The organism is Streptomyces sp. SID12488, from assembly GCF_010548275.1.
GTDB lineage: Bacteria > Actinomycetota > Actinomycetes > Streptomycetales > Streptomycetaceae > Streptomyces.
Genome location: NZ_JAAGLT010000003.1, coordinates 154,243 through 170,819, shown reverse-complemented (window position 1 = coordinate 170,819; position 16,577 = coordinate 154,243). Strand labels below are relative to the sequence as shown.

The following is a 16,577-nucleotide window of genomic DNA, read 5'->3' as shown; positions in this document are numbered from 1 at the left end:
CGACGAGTCGTCGTCACCGACCGCTTCGCTCACGCCACCGACCCGCACGGACACCGAACCGCCTCCCACCGACATCCCGTACACCCGCCCCCGTCCATCCGCGCCCGCAACCACAGCCCGGCTCACGCGCTCACCTCCCGGCACGCGCGGTAGAAGTCCTTCCAGCCGTCGCGTTCGCGGACCACCGCCTCCAGGTACTCCTGCCAGACGACCCGGTCGGCCGCCGGATCGCGGACGACGGCGCCGAGGATGCCCGCTGCGACGTCGGAGGCCCGCAGAACGCCGTCGCCGAAGTGGGCCGCCAGGGCCAGGCCGCTGGTGACGACCGAGATCGCCTCGGCGGTGGACAGCGTGCCGCTGGGCGACTTCAGCTTCGTCCGGCCGTCGGACGTGACCCCGTCGCGCAGTTCACGGAAGACGGTCACGACGCGACGGATCTCGTCGACGCCGTCCGGTACGGCCGGCAGGTCGAGTGAGCGGCCGATCTGGTCGACCCGGCGCGAGACGATGTCGACCTCGGCATCGGCGCTCTCCGGCAGCGGCAGCACCACGGTGTTGAAGCGGCGGCGCAGGGCGCTCGACAGCTCGTTGACCCCACGGTCACGGTCGTTGGCCGTCGCGATCAGGTTGAACCCGCGTACCGCCTGCACCTCCTGCCCCAACTCCGGTATCGGCAGGTTCTTTTCCGACAGGATCGTGATCAGCGTGTCCTGTACGTCGGCCGGGATACGGGTCAGCTCCTCTACCCGGGCCGTCATCCCCTCCGCCATCGCCCGCATGACGGGGCTGGGCACGAGGGCCTCGCGGCTCGGGCCGTGCGCGAGCAGCCGCGCGTAGTTCCAGCCGTACCGGATCGCCTCCTCCGGCGTGCCGGCCGTGCCCTGGACCAGCAGCGTCGAGTCGCCGCTGACCGCCGCCGCCAGGTGTTCGGACACCCAGGTCTTCGCCGTACCGGGCACGCCGAGCAGCAACAGGGCACGGTCGGTCGCCAGGGTCGTGACGGCGACCTCGACGATGCGGCGCGGGCCCACGTACTTCGGTGTGATCACCGTGCCGTCGGGCAGGGTGCCGCCCTGCAGGTAGGTCGCGACGGCCCACGGCGACAGTTTCCAGCGGGCCGGGCGCGGGCGGTCGTCCTGCGCGGCCAGCGCCGCGAGCTCGGCGGCGAAGGCGTCCTCGGCGTGCGGGCGCAGTTCCTCCGTGCCGTTCGCGTGCGCGGACTGCTCGTGACGCGGGTCGACGGATGTCGGTTCAGCGGAAACAGGCATGGCTCGGTCCCCCTCCAGCTCGGCCGGTCTTGGCCCGTTCGGATCTGGTGTCCACACTGCACCACGCCACTGACAATGCGTTCTGACCTGCGAAAATGCCGTTTCTAGCGCTGAGTGGAGATCGCAGCGAGGACCGATTGTCAGTGCCGGGATCTACCTTCGGTGTCATGACTCAGCAGGGGGTGCGCTGGACGGCGGATCAGGTGCTGGCACTGGCGCCTGACGTCTCGTCACGCAAAGCGGGAAGCAAACTCGGCGCGGCCGGGCCGTGGTCGGAGGCCGGCAGTTCTGACGAGGGGACGGTGTGGGGACTGTGCAAGGGCAGTGGCAGCAAGCCGTATCAGACGGTCGTCGACATCGCGGACGCCACCGGGCCCGCGTACAAGTGCAGTTGTCCGAGCCGCAAGTTCCCCTGCAAGCACGCGCTAGGGCTGCTGCTGCTCTGGGCGGGCGAGGACGGCGCGGTGCCGCGAGGGGAGGCCCCGGGCTGGGCGGAGGAGTGGCTGGCGGGGCGGCGGAAGCGCGCGGAGGAGAAACGAGCGGCGGACTCGGCCGGTTCCCCGTCAGGGTCCGGTGATCCGGAGGCCGCGCGGCGCAGGGCGGAGCGCCGCGCCGAGCGGATCACGGCGGGGGCGACAGAACTGGAGCAGCGCCTCGCCGACCTGCTCCGCGGCGGCCTGGCCACCGCGGAACAGGCGGGGTACGGGCTGTGGGAGGAGACCGCGGCCCGGATGGTCGACGCCCAGGCCCCCGGACTGGCCGCACGGGTAAGGGAGTTGGGGGCCATACCGGCGTCCGGTCCGGGCTGGCCGGTGCGGCTGCTGGAGGAGTGCGCGCTGCTCCACCTCCTCGACCGGGGCTGGCTGCGCCGGGACGAGCTGCCGGACGGTCTGGCGGCGACGGTGCGGTCACGGATCGGCCTGCCCGGCTCGGCGGACGGCCCTCCGGTGCGCGACCAGTGGCTGGTCCTCGCCCAATATGAGACGGCGGACGCCCGTCTGACGACCCGCAGGATCTGGCTGCACGGCGCGGAGTCGGGCCGTGCCGTCCTCCTGCTCTCGTACGGAGCGGCCGGTCGCGCCCCCGAACTGGCGCTGCCGGTCGGCCTGACATTCGAGGCCGAGGTGTCCACGTATCCCGGCGCCGGGCAGTTGCGGGCGGCCCTGGGCGAGCGGTTCACCTCGCCCGCGCCGACGGAGCTACGGCCGCCGGGAACGACGACCACGCGCGCGGCGGAGCGCTACGGAGAGGCGCTCCAGGACGACCCCTGGCTGGACTCCTTCCCGGTGACGCTGGACCGGGTCATACCCGTGCCGGACGGCGGCTCCTGGCAACTGGCGGACGCCGAAACCGACTTGGCGCTGCCCGTGGCCCCGTCCGCCGTCGCACACCCGGGCCTGTGGCGCCTCGTCGCGCTCTCGGGCGGGGCCCCCGTCACGGTCTTCGGTGAGTGCGGTCATCGGGGGTTCACTCCTCTGACGGCCTGGCCGGAGGGGGCGGCGGGACAGGCGGTCCCGCTGTGCTGAGGCGGCTCGACGCGCCGCGACTGACGGCGCCACAACTAGCTGACTTGATGACTCGACGACGAAAGGGAATCTTGTGAACGGCAGCAGGGCATCCGTCCCCATGGGCTCGTCGGCCGCCGATGCCTGGGAGGAGCTGGTCACCGCGGCGCTGCTCGGTACCGAGCGACGTACGCCCCCGGGCTGCCCGCCGGGCAGGCAGGCGCCGGGCGCGCTGCTCGACGCGGCGGCCGTGGAGACCGTACGGCGGCGGGCAGGTCTGCAGCCGGCCCCGGCGGCTACGCGGCCGGAGCCCGCCGCGGCGGACCCGCGCCCGCCGCTGCCCCCGGCGGCGGCCCGCCGGTTGTCGCTCCTGCTGGCCGACCGGCCCGGCACCCCCGGCGGCAGCGGTCGCAGGGGCACGGCGCCGGATCTGATGGAGCTGCTGCCCCAGTGGCTCACGGCGGCGAACACGCATGGTTTCGCGGCCCCTGCACAGGTGCTGCCCGCGCTGCTCGACGCGGCCAGGGGACGTACGGATCTGCGTCCGGCGGCGCTGGCGTTCGCGGGACCGCGCGCGCTGTGGCTCGCCCGGCTGAACCCGGACTGGCGGTTCGCCCTGCGCTCGACCCCGGGCGGAGGCACGGCCCTGCCCGGGGCCGAGGAGACGGAGCGGATCCAAATCCTGTGGCAGGAAGGTCTGTTCGCCGAACGCGTCTCCCTCCTCGCGGCGATACGCGCGCGGGAGCCCGCCGCCGCCCGGGAGTTGCTGGAGACGACCTGGCTGACGGAACGCGCCGAGGACCGGCTGATGTTCCTCGACTCGCTTCGCGCGGGACTGCACGCCGAGGACGAGCCGTTCCTGGAGCGGGCGTTGGCCGACCGTAGCCGCAACGTCCGGGCGACAGCGGCGGAGTTGCTGTCCGCGCTGCCGGATTCGGCACTCGCCGCACGGATGGCGGTCCGCGCGGGAGCGTGCGTGGCGCTCGACCACACGGACAGCGCCGACGGCGAGGGCGGCGGTACAAGGGGCGAGCCCTCGCTCGTCGTCGAGGCGCCGCACGAGTGCGACGCGGGCATGGAGCGCGACGGCGTCGTGGCCAAAGCCCCGGCGGGACGCGGTGAACGGTCTTGGTGGCTCGGCCAGTTGGTGGAGGCCGCCCCGCTCGGCTCGTGGCCGGGGCGGCTCGGTGGACGTACGCCCGAGGAGATCGTGGCGCTGCCGGTGGCCGACGACTGGCGGGGCGAGCTGCACGCCGCGTGGTGCCGGGCGGCGGTGCGACAGCGGAACGCCGACTGGTCCCGGGCGCTCCTCGGCACACCCTCGACACCCGAGGCCGGCGGGCCCGGGGCGGTGTCCCTGGCGGAGCGGGCGAAGCTCCTCGCCACGCTGAGCTCCGCCGAACGGGCCGACTGGGTGGCGGAGTTCATCGCGACGCATGGGCTGTCCGAGGCCTTCCAACTGCTCGGGGTGTGCGCGGTGCCGTGGGCTCCGCCGCTCGGGCGGGCAGTGGTCGACGCGCTCAATATCGCCCGGGACGCGGGGAGTTACCCGTGGAGCTTCAGCGGAGTGATGGGGCTCGCGGAACGCTGCCTGGACCCCTCCGAGGCCGGCCGCCTCGACGGCTTGCTGGCAGTACCCGACGAAGGGGAGGATGCGTCACCGGGCGCCGGAAGCTACTGGGCGGAGGCCTTCCAGCGCCTCGTGGGCACGCTGCGCCTGCGCGCGGCCATGGCGGAGGAACTGACAACGGGCGGGTAGGTGGGAGAAGCCTGAGGCACGACCGAGAACCACCCGCACCCCAGGCCCTACGCCAGTACGCACTACGCCCCCGCCGACTCCCGTACGTTCAGCCGCACCCACTCCACGACCGAAGCCGTGGTCGCCCCAGAGGCGATCTCACCGCCGAACACCTTGATGTCCGCCGCGTCGTGCTCCCGCAGGAGGTCGACCACAGCCGCGAAGAGCGTGTTGTGGGCGCCCGAGGGGGTGGAGAGCCCGATCGCGTCGGCGTCCTCCTGGATCGCGGTGCCGACGATCTGCTCGGGGGTCTGGTGGAGGCCGGTGTAGATGACCTCCATACCGGCGTCCCGCAGCGCCCGGGCGATCATCTCGGCCTCGCGGTCGTCCCCGTCGAGCCCCGGCTTCGCCACCACCACGCGGATCGGACCGGCTGCCACACCCATCGCTGCCTCCATGAAGTGAACGAACGTTATGTCCAGCATCCCGTAACCGGCAGTTTCGCGACGGATTCCGAGGGGGAAATCACATGATGGGACACGTTCACCGCGCACCGGTGGGACCGGCGCGAGGGGAGTCACATCGAGGTCGTCGCACCACCGCGTCGCGAGCCGCGCGCCGTGGGGGTGCGGTGCGTCGGAGATGGCACGAAGGGCAGTAAGGGCACGACAGCGGGGAGCTTCGTCGCCATCCGGCAAGGAGCTTCGCCACCCCTTGGCGTCACACACGCCGCACGCCTCACTCGTGCACCACCACCGACGCCACCACCGGCCGCCCTCGTCGCGACCCCCCACGAGGGCACATGGGGGACAGAGAAGTCCTCCCGTGTGCCGACAGGAGGTCGGCCATGAAGGTCATCCGGGCAGCACTGCCCCTGCTTCCACTCTGCCGGCGCGTCCTGCCGAGCAGTCTGACGGGACTCTCCGCTGCGCTGCTCAAGGCGACCGCCCTGGAGATCGCGATCCTGGCGGGACATCTGCTCCTCTATCCGTCGGGCATCGTCCAGGAACGCCGGCCGACGACCCCCGACCCCTCTGCGCTCCCCGGAGACCGCACCACCGCCGCCTCCCTCACCCGCCTGCCGACGGAGCCGAAACCCCCTGTCGTCCTCCTCCACGGCTTCATCGACAACCGCTCCGTCTTCGTCCTGCTGCGCCGCTCCCTCGCCCAGCACGGCCGACAGCAGATCGAGTCGCTCAACTACTCCCCGCTGACCTGCGACATCCGCACCGCGGCCGAGCTGCTCGGCCGGCACATAGAGGAGATATGCAGGCGCACGGGCCAGCCGCGGGTGGACATCGTCGGGCACAGCCTGGGCGGCCTGATCGCGCGCTACTACGTGCAGCGCCTCGGCGGTGACCTCCGCGTCCGTACGCTTGTCACCCTCGGTACGCCGCACTCCGGCACCCGGGTCGTCCCGCTGGCCGACGCGCACCCGATCGTCCGCCAGATGCGCCCCGGCTCGGAGGTCATCGAGGAACTGCGCCTGCCCGCGCCGGACTGCCGTACGCGCTTCGTCAGCTTCTGGAGCGATCTGGACCACGTGATGGACCCGCCGGAGACGGCCTGCGTCGATCACCCGGACCTGTTGGCGCAGAACGTGCAGGTCACCGGCATCGGCCACCTCGCCCTGCCCGTGCACCCCGCCGTCGCAACCGGGATACGGCAGGCCCTGGACGAGAGCGACCACTCCCTCACCGCCGTGGCTCGGACCGACCAGGCCCAAGCCGGCGGACTGACTGTGGCGTGAAAGCGGCTCCGAACGCCACCCACAGGCGGTTCAGGACCGCCGAACAGCCTCCGAGATTCGAACAATCTTCGAACGCCAGGCCAAACCCATGCCCGCAGTCCCCCGAAACACGGCCGAATGCCCGTTTCCCCCAAGCACGAAACCTGCGGAAGATTGTCGTGCCCGCGTACCGCCGGGTACAGTCGCCGCACTGCTCTGCCAGCCCTTGTCGTCGAGGCGAAAGAGAAGTTGGTGAACGAACGTCACCCGTCGGGGACCATGACCACCCCGGCTCCGGCTTCCGATGCCGCGACGGCTCATTACGCGTCGTACGGCACACAGGAAGTCCCTTTCGGTGACTTCACCACGCACGACCCCACCTTCGCCAACGGTTTCGAGGCGGGCATGGGCACGGGTACCGGCACCGGTAATTTCGAAACCGACCCTCTCTTCGGCAACATGCCGGGCGGGGACACCACCGGTTCGTACGACAACTCCCAGTGGTCCACCGGCAGTCACCAGACCCTGAACTACGACCCGTACGCGGCCCAGCACCACGCCGCCCACGACACCGGGGCGTACGACACCACCACCTGGGCGCCCGGCTACGAGCAGCTCGCCGGCATCCCCGCACAGACGACGCCTCCGGGCGGCGACACCAGCGGCAACTGGGATGCGAACGCCTGGCTCCAGCCCGAGCAGGCCGGCCCGGCCGACCAGACCCAGCACTGGGAATGGGGCACGCAGGCCTTCGACTCCGGTGTGTACGACGCCACCCAGTGGAACTCGGACAGCGGCCCGGACGACAGCACGTCGGCCCCGTCCACCGAGTACGACCACGCGCATGAGCACGAGTACGACCAGCAGGCCACCACGATGTTCGAGCAGGTCACGGACATGGTGGACGCAGCGGAGTACGACCGGCACGCCCTCGCCGACGACGAGTCGGATCCCTTCGCCGACGGCGAGCTGCCCGCCGAGGCTTCGCTTCTCGACGGCCAGGAAGAGGCCCCGGGCGTGCTGCCCGGAGCCGGGCGCGCGGCGTCCCGTACGGCTGCACGCAACGCGGGCCGGTCCCGGCGTCGACCCCCGGCCAAACGTTCCGCCCTGCTGACCATCGCCGTTCCGTCCGCCTGCGTGATGGGGGTCGCGGGTATCGCCGCCGCCTCCGTGGGCGGGATGAGCGGTGACAGCGAGCAGAACACGACGGCATCGGCGCCGGACGGTGTCGCCGTGAAGCCGTCCACCGCGAACAACAAGCTGGACTCCCAGCTGGAGAGCCTCTCCGCGGGCGCCGACGACTTCGCCGACCGGGCCAGCCGTACGCAGGAACGTATCGACCTCAAGGCCCAGCAGCTCGCCGACAAGAAGGCGGCGGCGGCGGAAGCCGCCCGCAAGGAGCGACTGCGCCCGAAGTACGCCCTCCCGGTCCAACAGCGCGGCCTCAGCGCCTACTTCGGCCAGGCCGGCATCAACTGGATGTCCGTGCACACCGGGATCGACTTCCCCGTCTCGTACGGCACGACGGTGATGGCCGCGACCGACGGCACCGTACGGACGCAGTGGAACAGCGCCTACGGCAACATGATGATCCTGACCGACAAGGACGGCACGGAGACGTGGTACTGCCACCTCTCCACCTACCAGGTCCCGTCCGGTACGACGGTCAAGGCCGGCGATCCCATCGCGTACTCCGGGAACTCCGGCAACTCGACCGGCCCGCACCTGCACTTCGAGGTACGGCCCGCAGGCGGCTCGGCGATCGACCCGCTCCCGTGGCTGCGCAGCCACGGCCTCGACCCGACGTAGTTCCTGTCCGGTCCGGTCCCTTTCCCCTGCCTGGTTACCGGCGTGACCCGGGCATCTCGACGATGCCCGGGTGCCCCGTCACAACTTCTCCACCGGCGCGTACCGCAGCAGCAGCCGCTTCGGCTTGGCCTCGCCGAAGTCGACCGTCGCCTCGGCGTTCGAGCCCGTGCCGTTGACACCCACCACGGTGCCCAGCCCGAACTGGTCGTGCGTGACCCTGTCCCCCACCGCCAGCGCGACGACCGGCTTCTCGACACCGCCCCGGCGTGTGGCGAAGCCGGCCGCGCCCGAGGCCGCGGAGCGCGAGCGCGAGGACGACAGCGAGGACGTCACCCCGGAGGCCGGGCCCGAGGACGTGGCCGGAGCCATCGCGCCCGTGCGCTTCCACTCCAGATGGGCCGCCGGGATCTCCTCCAGGAAACGCGAGGGCGGGTTGTACGACGGCTGCCCCCACGCGCTGCGCAGTGACGAGCGCGTCAGGTACAGCCGTTCACGCGCGCGCGTGATGCCGACGTACGCGAGCCGCCGCTCCTCCTCAAGTTCCTTGGCCTGGCCGAGGGCACGCATGTGCGGGAAGACGCCGTCCTCCATGCCGGTCAGGAACACCACGGGAAACTCAAGGCCCTTGGCGGTGTGCAGGGTCATCAGGGTGATGACGCCGGAGCCGTCGTCGTCCTCGTCGGGGATCTGGTCCGAGTCGGCGACCAGCGCGACCCGCTCCAGGAACGCGGCGAGCCCGGCCGGGGCCGGCGGTTCGCCGTCCACGGGCTGGTCCTGGTCCGCCTCGCCTGCTTCCCCAGCCGCCGCTGATTCCTGCTCGAACTCCAGGGCGACCGCGGCGAGTTCCTGGAGGTTCTCGATCCGGGTCTCGTCCTGCGGGTCGGTCGACGCCTGCAACTCGGCGAGGTAGCCCGTGCGTTCGAGGACGGCTTCCAGTACGGTCGCCGGGCCGGCGCCCGACTCCACGATCGTCCTCAGGTCCTCCATCAGCGTGTTGAACCGCTTGACCGCGTTGGTCGACCGCGAGGCCATTCCGTACGCCTCGTCCACGCGCTTCAGCGCCTGCGGGAAGCTGATCTTCTCGCGCTGGGACAGCGCGTCGATCATCGCCTCCGCGCGGTCGCCGATGCCGCGCTTGGGGACGTTGAGGATGCGGCGCAGCGGCACCGAGTCCTCCGGGTTGGCGAGGACGCGCAGGTAGGCCAGGACGTCCCGGACCTCCCTGCGCTCGTAGAAGCGGACGCCGCCGACGACCTTGTAGGGCAGGCCGACGCGGATGAAGATCTCCTCGAAGACACGGGACTGGGCGTTCGTCCGGTAGAAGACGGCGACGTCTCCCGCCTTCGCGTCGCCCGCGTCCGTCAGCCGGTCTATCTCCTCGGCGACGAACTGCGCCTCGTCGTGCTCCGTGTCGGCGACATAGCCGGTGATGCGCGCGCCCTCGCCCGCGTTGGTCCACAGGTTCTTGGGGCGGCGCGACTCGTTGCGCTCGATGACCGCGTTGGCGGCGCTCAGGATCGTCTGCGTGGAGCGGTAGTTCTGTTCGAGCATGATCGTCGTCGCGTCCGCGTAGTCCTCCTCGAACTGGAGGATGTTGCGGATCGTCGCGCCCCGGAAAGCGTAGATCGACTGGTCGGCGTCACCCACCACGCACAGCTCGGCGGGCGGCAGGTCGTGCTCGCTCGGCGGTACGTCGGCGTCGTCGCCGGTGTGCTCGGCGGTGCCGACGAGTTCCCGTACGAGCGCGTACTGGGCGTGGTTGGTGTCCTGGTACTCGTCGACGAGGACGTGCCGGAAGCGGCGGCGGTAGTGCTCGGCGACGTCCGGGAAGGCGCGCAGCAGGTTGACCGTCGTCATGATCAGGTCGTCGAAGTCGAGCGCGTTGGCCTCACGCAGCCGCGACTGGTACATCGCGTACGCCTGGGCGAGGGTCTTCTCGAAACCGTCGCTCGCCTGGGCGGCGAAGTCCTCCTCGTCGATCAGCTCGTTCTTCAGGTTGGAGATCTTCGCGCTGAAGGACTTGGGCGGGAAACGCTTGGGGTCCAGATCCAGATCGCGGCAGACGAGCGCCATCAGCCGCTTGCTGTCGGCGGCGTCGTAGATGGAGAAGGAGGAGGTGAAGCCGAGCCTCTTGCTCTCCCGCCGGAGAATCCGCACGCACGCGCTGTGGAACGTCATCACCCACATGGCGTTCGCGCGCGGGCCGACGAGGTGTTCGACGCGCTCCTTCATCTCGCCGGCGGCCTTGTTGGTGAAGGTGATCGCGAGGATCTGGCCGGGGTGGACGCCCCGCTCGCCGAGCAGATACGCGATGCGGTGCGTGAGCACACGTGTCTTGCCGGAGCCGGCGCCCGCCACGATGAGCAGAGGGGTGTCGGCGTGCACGACGGCCGCGCGCTGGTTCTCGTTCAGCCCGTCCAGGAGCGCGGCCGGGTCGACCACCGGGCGGGGGGCGCCGTCGCGGTAGTACGCGTCCCTGTCCGGCGGCGCGTCGAACTTCCCGCCGAACAGGTCGTCCGGAACGGGCTCCGGCACATGCTCGTCCTCGGGCGGCGGCGGGGGTTCCTCCTCGCGGGCCCGAGGGCCCTGGAGGTCCGCCAGGAAGCTGTCGTCAAAGAGGCTGCTCATCGCTCTCCGAGTCTAGGCCTCCCCACTGACAGCCCGCCCCCACCCCGAAAACATCCCCCGGTATCCGCGCCGGACGACCGGGCCTGTCCGGACAGCGGTTCCGAAACAGGGCCAACTCCGCAATTCACCGGCTACTGCCACAGACCATTTCTGATTGATCACAGTGAGCCATGTTTAGGACCAAGGTCACAAAAACGTATCGGACATAACGGTCACCAACCTTCACAGGAACCACACCTGTTGGTTAGCGTGCCGTAAGGCCGCACGACCCCCACCGGCGAACATCGCCGGGCCGCGCGGCCTCCGCCGAGTCCGATCGTGCCGCCCTGCGGCAGGAGCCGGGGACCCACCGAGCACTTGGGGTGAATCGGTCCGACTGCCGTCCAGGGCAAGGACCGTAGGGCAATCCTTCCGAACTACCCGCCCGAACCCGACAGCTAACCCGGTAGGCGGAACGTGGAAGGAGTCGCCTCCCTTGGCGTCGTCGCACCGCAAGTCGCGTCCTACGGGAACGCGCGTAGCAGGCATACAAACCCCAGCCTTCGCCACGGCGGCCCTGACCGCCTCCGTAGCCCTGCTGACGCAGACCGCCAACGCCGCGCCCGCGGAGCCCAGCACGCCCCCGGCGCCCTCGGCCGACGACCGGCCGAGCATGGAGGAGGTCGAGGCGGAGGACGACGACCTCTACCACAAGGCCGAGTCGGCCGCCGACGTGTACAACGCCGCCAAGGAGAAGGCCACCAAGCAGCAGGCGCGCGTCGACGCCCTGATGGACGACGTGGCCCACCGCACCCAGAAGGTCAACGACGCGCGCGCGGAACTGGGTTCCGTCGCCACCGCCCAGTACCGTACGGCGACCTTCCTGCTCGCGGACGACCCGCAGGACTACCTCGACCAGAACCAGCTGATGGGCCGTCCGACCGCCCGCCAGAAGGACGCGGCCGATGACTACGTCACCCAGCAGGCCGAGACGACGCGGAAGCGCCAGAAGGCCGCTGCGGCCCTCGAGTCGCTCACCGAGTCCCAGGACGAGCTGCAGACGACCAAGACCGCCGTCCAGACGAAGCTGGTGCAGGCCCGCCGGCTGCTCTCCCGCCTCACCGCCGAGGAGAAGCTGCGGCTCGCGGCGATCGAACGGGAGAAGCAGGCGCGGGCTCGCCGCCAGGCGCAGGAACTCGCCGAGCAGCAACAGACGGCGGCGGAGCAACAGCGCCGAAATGAAGCAGCGGCAGCGGCTGCGCAGCAGTCGATGGGCAGCACCGCCCCGGACATGTCGACGACGATCCCCGACTCCTCGTACGCCACCAAGGCCGAGAAAACCCTGGCCTTCGCGCGCGCACAGGTCGGCAAGCCGTACGTCTGGGGTGCGACGGGTCCGGACTCGTACGACTGCTCGAGCCTCACCCAGGCCGCCTGGAGGGCTGCCGGAGTCACCCTCCCGCGCACCACCTACGACCAGGTGAACGCGGGCACGACGGTCTCCTTCTCCGACATCCAGCCGGGTGACCTGGTCTTCTTCTGCGACGACATCAGCCACGTCGGCCTGTACATCGGCAACGGCATGATGATCCACGCCCCGAAGCCGGGTGCGTACGTCCGTGAGGAATCGATTTTCTACGACGGCGAGTCGACGATCCACAGCGTGGTGCGCCCGGCCTGACGCACAGCGGACGGGAGGTCCGGTCTGTTCAGGCCAGGTCAGGTCAGGTCCAGAGCACGGCGATGAAGATGTTCGCTGTGGTGAACAGGCCGACCAGCCCGAACAGCCGCTTGTCCACGGTCTCGTCGTCCCGCTTCACGTAGACGAGGCCGAGGATCACGATCAGCAGGGCCAGCTTCACAGCGATCTTGATGTTGTTGACCGGCTGGTCGTCGGCCTGGTTGAGACCCACCAGGGCGACACCGGTGACCAGCATGGTGAAGGCGCCGTGCAGCATCGCGGGCACGAAGCGGGCCACGCCCTGCCCCAGCGCCTTCAACTGGGTGAGAAACCCGCCCAGGAGCGAGGCGATGCCGATGATGTGCAGGCCGACGAAGAGATGGATGAGTACGTCCATGAGCCCGGAGCCTAGCCAGCGGCGCCCACGCCGTACGACACCGGGCCAGGCGTACGGCGTTCGCGAGGCGTAGCCACGGCGCCCGGAGACCTCGCATATATGCACCCCATAGCACCGTGTCACCCCCACGTGCCCCGTGAACCTCCGCATCGGTCAGCCGTCTGCGTGAAGTCGGCGGCGCCGGAACTGGATCACGGTCGCATGCGGTCACCCGGTGATCGACTGAAGCCAGTTCCGTACATGGCGTTACCCCCGCGCCCCACTCAGGTTTAGCGTCCTCCACCAGGTGCCCGGCTCCCCACCGCCGCCCGGGCCAGGGGCGGCAGTCGGACACCACCGCCGAGAAAGTCCGGCGGCGGACCGCTCCCCCTGTGCGAGCCGCCGCCGGACGCGCAACCGCCCTCCTGGGTCCGCTTCCCAGGCAGCCGTCCGGCGGTGACCGCAGTGGCGGTCGTACGAAAGGACGTGACACCCCGGTGGCAGCGCACCGCAAGCCCCGACAGCGCTCGCTCAACGGCAATACGGCCCGCACCGCCGCGACGATCGCCCTCGCGGGCGCGGCGACGGCGACGGGCTTCGACGGCATCGGGTACGCCGAGCCACAGCTGACCTCCGCGCAGGTCGAGGCCAAGGTGCACAAGCTGTACGAGGAGGCGGAGGTCGCCACCGAGAAGTACAACGGTTCGAAGGAGAAGGCCGATCGGGCGGAGCGGCGGCTGGGCACCCTGCGGGACGAGGCGGCGCGCAAGGAGGAACGGCTCAACTCGGCTCGGGAGGCGCTGGGTTCGATGGCCGCGGCACAGTACCGCTCCGGCGGGCTCGACCCCTCGCTGCAACTCGCCCTCTCCGAGGACCCCGACGGCTATCTGGACGGCGCCGCGTTCGCCGAACGGGCGGGCAGCAGACAGGCGTCGAACGTGGCCCGGGTGCGCGAGCAACTGCGGGAGATCGAGCAGCTCCGCGGGGCCGCCCACGTCGAACTGACCTCCCTCAAGGCCCGCCAGGCCGAGCTGAACCACCACAAGAAGACCGTGACGGGAAAGCTGGGTGAGGCCCGCCGACTGCTGTCCCGCCTCAGCACGGAGGAACGCGCCCGGCTCACGGCGGAGGGCGCCAGTGGCGACGGCGGCTGGGGCGGAGAGCACGCCTCACGGTCGTCGGCGGGTGCCCGGGAGGGCCTGGGGGCGCCAGGGACAACTGGAGCCACTGGGGCGTCCGGCGCTTCCGGGACGTCCCGGGCTTCCGGAGTGGCCGAAGCACCCAACTCGCGTGCGGCCGCGGCTGTTTCCTACGCCTACCAGAAGCTCGGCAGCCCCTATGTCTGGGGCGCCACCGGGCCGGACGCCTTCGACTGCTCGGGCCTCATCCAGGCCGCGTACCGCTCCGCGGGCATCTCCGTGCCCCGCACCACCTACGCCCAGATCAACGCCGGCCGGCGTGTCTCACAGTCCGAACTCCTCCCTGGCGACCTGGTGTTCTTCTACTCGGGCATCAGTCATGTGGGCATCTATGTGGGCCGTGGCCAGATGATCCACGCCCCGAACCCGTCGGCGCCGGTACGGGTGGCACCTCTGGACGAGATGCCGTTCGCGGGAGCCACGAGGGTGGTGTGAGGCAGGGCCCGGCCTTGGCCTAGACGAGACGCCGTGCCGTGGCCCACCGCGTCAATTCGTGCCGGTTCGACAACTGGAGCTTCCTGAGCACTGCCGACACATGCGACTCCACCGTCTTCACGGAGATGAAGAGCTGCTTGGCGATCTCCTTGTACGCGTAGCCCCTGGCGATCAGCCGCAGTACCTCTCGCTCGCGCTGGGTGAGACGGTCGAGGTCCTCGTCCACCGGCGGAGCGTCGGTGGACGCGAACGCGTCCAGGACGAACCCGGCGAGGCGCGGCGAGAACACCGCGTCGCCGTCCTGGACGCGGAAGATCGAGTCGACGAGGTCCGTGCCGGTAATCGTCTTCGTGACGTATCCCCGCGCGCCGCCGCGGATCACGCCGATGACGTCCTCCGCGGCATCCGAGACGGACAGCGCGAGGAAACGGACCGGCTGGGTCGCGTCGGCCATCAACGGGGCACAGCGGCGCAGCACTTCGACACCGCCACCGCCCGGCAGATGGACGTCGAGGAGGACCACCTCGGGCCGGGTGGCGGTGATGACGGTGACCGCCTGGTCGACGTCGGCGGCCTCGCCGATCACCTCGACGCCGGTCCGCTCGGTCTCCCCGATCTCGGCCTGAACACCCGTACGGAACATACGGTGGTCGTCGACGAGCACCACACGCACCCGCCGCCCGACCGCGTCACCACTGCCGCCGACGGCGGCGGACTCGCCGACCTGTCCGGCCACGGCATCCGCCGTCGGCTCGGCAGGTGCCGTCGGCTCGCCCGACTCCGCCGAACCGGCCGAACCGGTCTGCCTGTTGTCCCCGTGCGCCTCGCTCATGACGTGCTCTCCGCCCTCTCCATCTCCAGCTCGACCTCCGTGCCGCCGCTCGGTACCGCGCGCAGTCGCGCCGTACCACCGTGACGCTCCATACGGCCGATGATCGATTCTCTGACGCCCATGCGGTCGACGGGTATGGAGTCGAGGTCGAAGCCGGGGCCGCGGTCCCGGACGGACACGAAGACCGTCCTGCCCTCGACCTCGGCGTAGACCTGCACCGCGCCGCCCTCGCCACCGTACTTGGCGGCGTTCACCATCGCTTCCCTCGCGGCCTGCATCTGTGCGCCGGTTCTGTCGTCGAGCGGGCAGTCACCGACGACCACCACCTCTATGGGGACACCGTGTTTGTCCTCGACCTCGGCCGCGCTGCGCCGCACAGCTTCGGCGAGGGTGCCGGGTTCGTCGTCCTCTTCCTTTCCGGTGCCCGCCGGTTTGTAGAGCCAGTTGCGCAGTTCGCGCTCCTGTGCGCGGGCCAGGCGGCGCACCTCGTTCGCGCTCTCCGCGTTGCGCTGGATCAGGGTCAGGGTGTGCAGCACCGAGTCGTGCACATGGGCGGCGACCTCCGCGCGCTCCTGGGCGCGAATGCGCATCAGGCGCTCCTCGGAGAGGTCCTGGGTCATACGGACGAGATACGGACCGGCCAGCAGCGCCGTCCCGACCAGCACCGCGAGCGCTGCCTGCAGTACCGAGCCGAGGTGGGCGGCGGAGCCCTGCAGGACGAAGACGCCGGACACGCCCGCCGTGACCAGCATGACGCCGGCCGCGGCTCGGACGAGGGTGAGCGTGCGCCGACGGCCACCGACCTCCATCCAGCGGGCCCGCCGCGAGTTGTCCGCCTGGCGCCAGACCAGGGCGACGCCGGCGGCGACGAGCACGGTCGGGAACAGATAGGCCTTGGCGCCTCCGCCGAGATTCACATTGCCGACGAACACCATGGCCACGACGACCATGAGGAGCAGGGCGACGATCTGCCCCTTGTCCGGCTTGCGGGCGACGAGTCTGCGGCGGCCGTCGAGCGAGGTCTCGGTGCTGACGAGGGACGGGGGCCGCTGGGCCTCGACGCCGCCGACACCGAGCGGGACGAAGAACCAGAAGGCCGCGTACAGCAGCGCACCAAGTCCGTCCGCCATGAACAAGCCGACGAACATGAGGCGCAGCCAGATCACGGGCAGCCCGAGGTGCCCTGCGAGCCCTCGCGCCACGCCTCCGAGCCAGCGTCCGTCGCTGCTGCGGTAGAGCTTGCGCGGGGGCCGCGGTTCGACGAGTGGCAACGCTGCGGCATCCGGCATGCCATCGATGTTCACACGCCCGGCGGGCCCGGGCATCAGGGTCGGCCCCCGAGACTCCCCTGATCTTCGAGCCTCCCTTCCCTCGAACGTTTCCCCCGCCCTCTCTCAG

At 70.7% G+C, this 16,577-nt stretch carries 12 protein-coding genes and 1 riboswitch; of the genes, 6 read left to right on the top strand and 6 right to left on the bottom strand.

Annotated elements, in window-relative coordinates:
• Positions 1 to 122: 122 nt before the first annotated feature.
• Positions 123 to 1,268: an AAA family ATPase gene (locus tag G3I56_RS06870; RefSeq protein WP_164407974.1), complete on the bottom strand. Its 1,146-nt coding sequence runs from the start codon at positions 1,266 to 1,268 to the stop codon at positions 123 to 125.
• A gap of 167 nt (positions 1,269 to 1,435) precedes the next feature.
• Between G3I56_RS06870 and G3I56_RS06865 the strand changes: the two genes are divergently transcribed.
• Both G3I56_RS06865 and G3I56_RS06860 read left to right on the top strand, forming a co-directional pair.
• Complete coding sequence (locus G3I56_RS06865) at positions 1,436 to 2,794, top strand: SWIM zinc finger family protein (protein ID WP_164407973.1); 1,359 nt, start codon at positions 1,436 to 1,438, stop codon at positions 2,792 to 2,794.
• 100 nt (positions 2,795 to 2,894) lie between these two features.
• Positions 2,895 to 4,532, top strand: coding sequence for a DUF5691 domain-containing protein (locus G3I56_RS06860; RefSeq protein WP_164408196.1), 1,638 nt, complete (start codon positions 2,895 to 2,897; stop codon positions 4,530 to 4,532).
• 62 nt (positions 4,533 to 4,594) lie between these two features.
• Here G3I56_RS06860 and G3I56_RS06855 read toward each other — a convergent pair whose 3' ends face one another.
• A complete protein-coding gene (locus G3I56_RS06855) occupies positions 4,595 to 4,957 on the bottom strand; it encodes a cobalamin-dependent protein (RefSeq protein ID WP_164407972.1) in 363 nt (120 codons plus the stop codon).
• 401 nt (positions 4,958 to 5,358) lie between these two features.
• Between G3I56_RS06855 and G3I56_RS06850 the strand changes: the two genes are divergently transcribed.
• Together G3I56_RS06850 and G3I56_RS06845 are read left to right on the top strand one after the other, a co-directional pair.
• The gene (locus tag G3I56_RS06850) at positions 5,359 to 6,261 is read left to right on the top strand and encodes an alpha/beta fold hydrolase (RefSeq protein WP_164407971.1); all 903 of its coding nucleotides are present in this window, start codon (positions 5,359 to 5,361) and stop codon (positions 6,259 to 6,261) included.
• A gap of 231 nt (positions 6,262 to 6,492) precedes the next feature.
• Positions 6,493 to 8,049 carry a M23 family metallopeptidase gene (locus tag G3I56_RS06845; protein ID WP_343239882.1) on the top strand — a complete coding sequence of 519 codons (1,557 nt, stop codon included), beginning with the start codon at positions 6,493 to 6,495 and terminating at the stop codon, positions 8,047 to 8,049.
• Between the two features lie 78 nt (positions 8,050 to 8,127).
• Here the strand turns inward: G3I56_RS06845 and pcrA are convergent, their stop codons facing one another.
• On the bottom strand, positions 8,128 to 10,677 hold the full coding sequence (gene pcrA, locus G3I56_RS06840; RefSeq protein WP_164407969.1) for a DNA helicase PcrA: 2,550 nt from the start codon (positions 10,675 to 10,677) through the stop codon (positions 8,128 to 8,130).
• Positions 10,678 to 10,971: 294 nt separating this feature from the next.
• Positions 10,972 to 11,145: riboswitch (cyclic di-AMP (ydaO/yuaA leader) on the top strand.
• Between the two features lie 7 nt (positions 11,146 to 11,152).
• On the opposite strand from pcrA, the gene G3I56_RS06835 reads away from it, so the two are divergent.
• Complete coding sequence (locus G3I56_RS06835) at positions 11,153 to 12,337, top strand: C40 family peptidase (protein ID WP_164407968.1); 1,185 nt, start codon at positions 11,153 to 11,155, stop codon at positions 12,335 to 12,337.
• 43 nt (positions 12,338 to 12,380) lie between these two features.
• Here G3I56_RS06835 and G3I56_RS06830 read toward each other — a convergent pair whose 3' ends face one another.
• Positions 12,381 to 12,734, bottom strand: a complete 354-nt coding sequence (locus G3I56_RS06830) for a hypothetical protein (RefSeq protein ID WP_164407967.1) — start codon at positions 12,732 to 12,734, stop codon at positions 12,381 to 12,383.
• Between the two features lie 476 nt (positions 12,735 to 13,210).
• Between G3I56_RS06830 and G3I56_RS06825 the strand changes: the two genes are divergently transcribed.
• Positions 13,211 to 14,347 carry a C40 family peptidase gene (locus tag G3I56_RS06825; protein ID WP_164407966.1) on the top strand — a complete coding sequence of 379 codons (1,137 nt, stop codon included), beginning with the start codon at positions 13,211 to 13,213 and terminating at the stop codon, positions 14,345 to 14,347.
• A gap of 19 nt (positions 14,348 to 14,366) precedes the next feature.
• Here the strand turns inward: G3I56_RS06825 and G3I56_RS06820 are convergent, their stop codons facing one another.
• Together G3I56_RS06820 and G3I56_RS06815 are read right to left on the bottom strand one after the other, a co-directional pair.
• A complete protein-coding gene (locus G3I56_RS06820; protein ID WP_203689354.1) occupies positions 14,367 to 15,179 on the bottom strand; it encodes a response regulator transcription factor in 813 nt (270 codons plus the stop codon).
• Positions 15,176 to 16,468: an ATP-binding protein gene (locus G3I56_RS06815; protein ID WP_239134753.1), complete on the bottom strand. Its 1,293-nt coding sequence runs from the start codon at positions 16,466 to 16,468 to the stop codon at positions 15,176 to 15,178. The genes G3I56_RS06820 and G3I56_RS06815 overlap by 4 nt, the downstream gene beginning before the upstream one ends.
• Between the last annotated feature and the right edge of the window lie 109 nt (positions 16,469 to 16,577).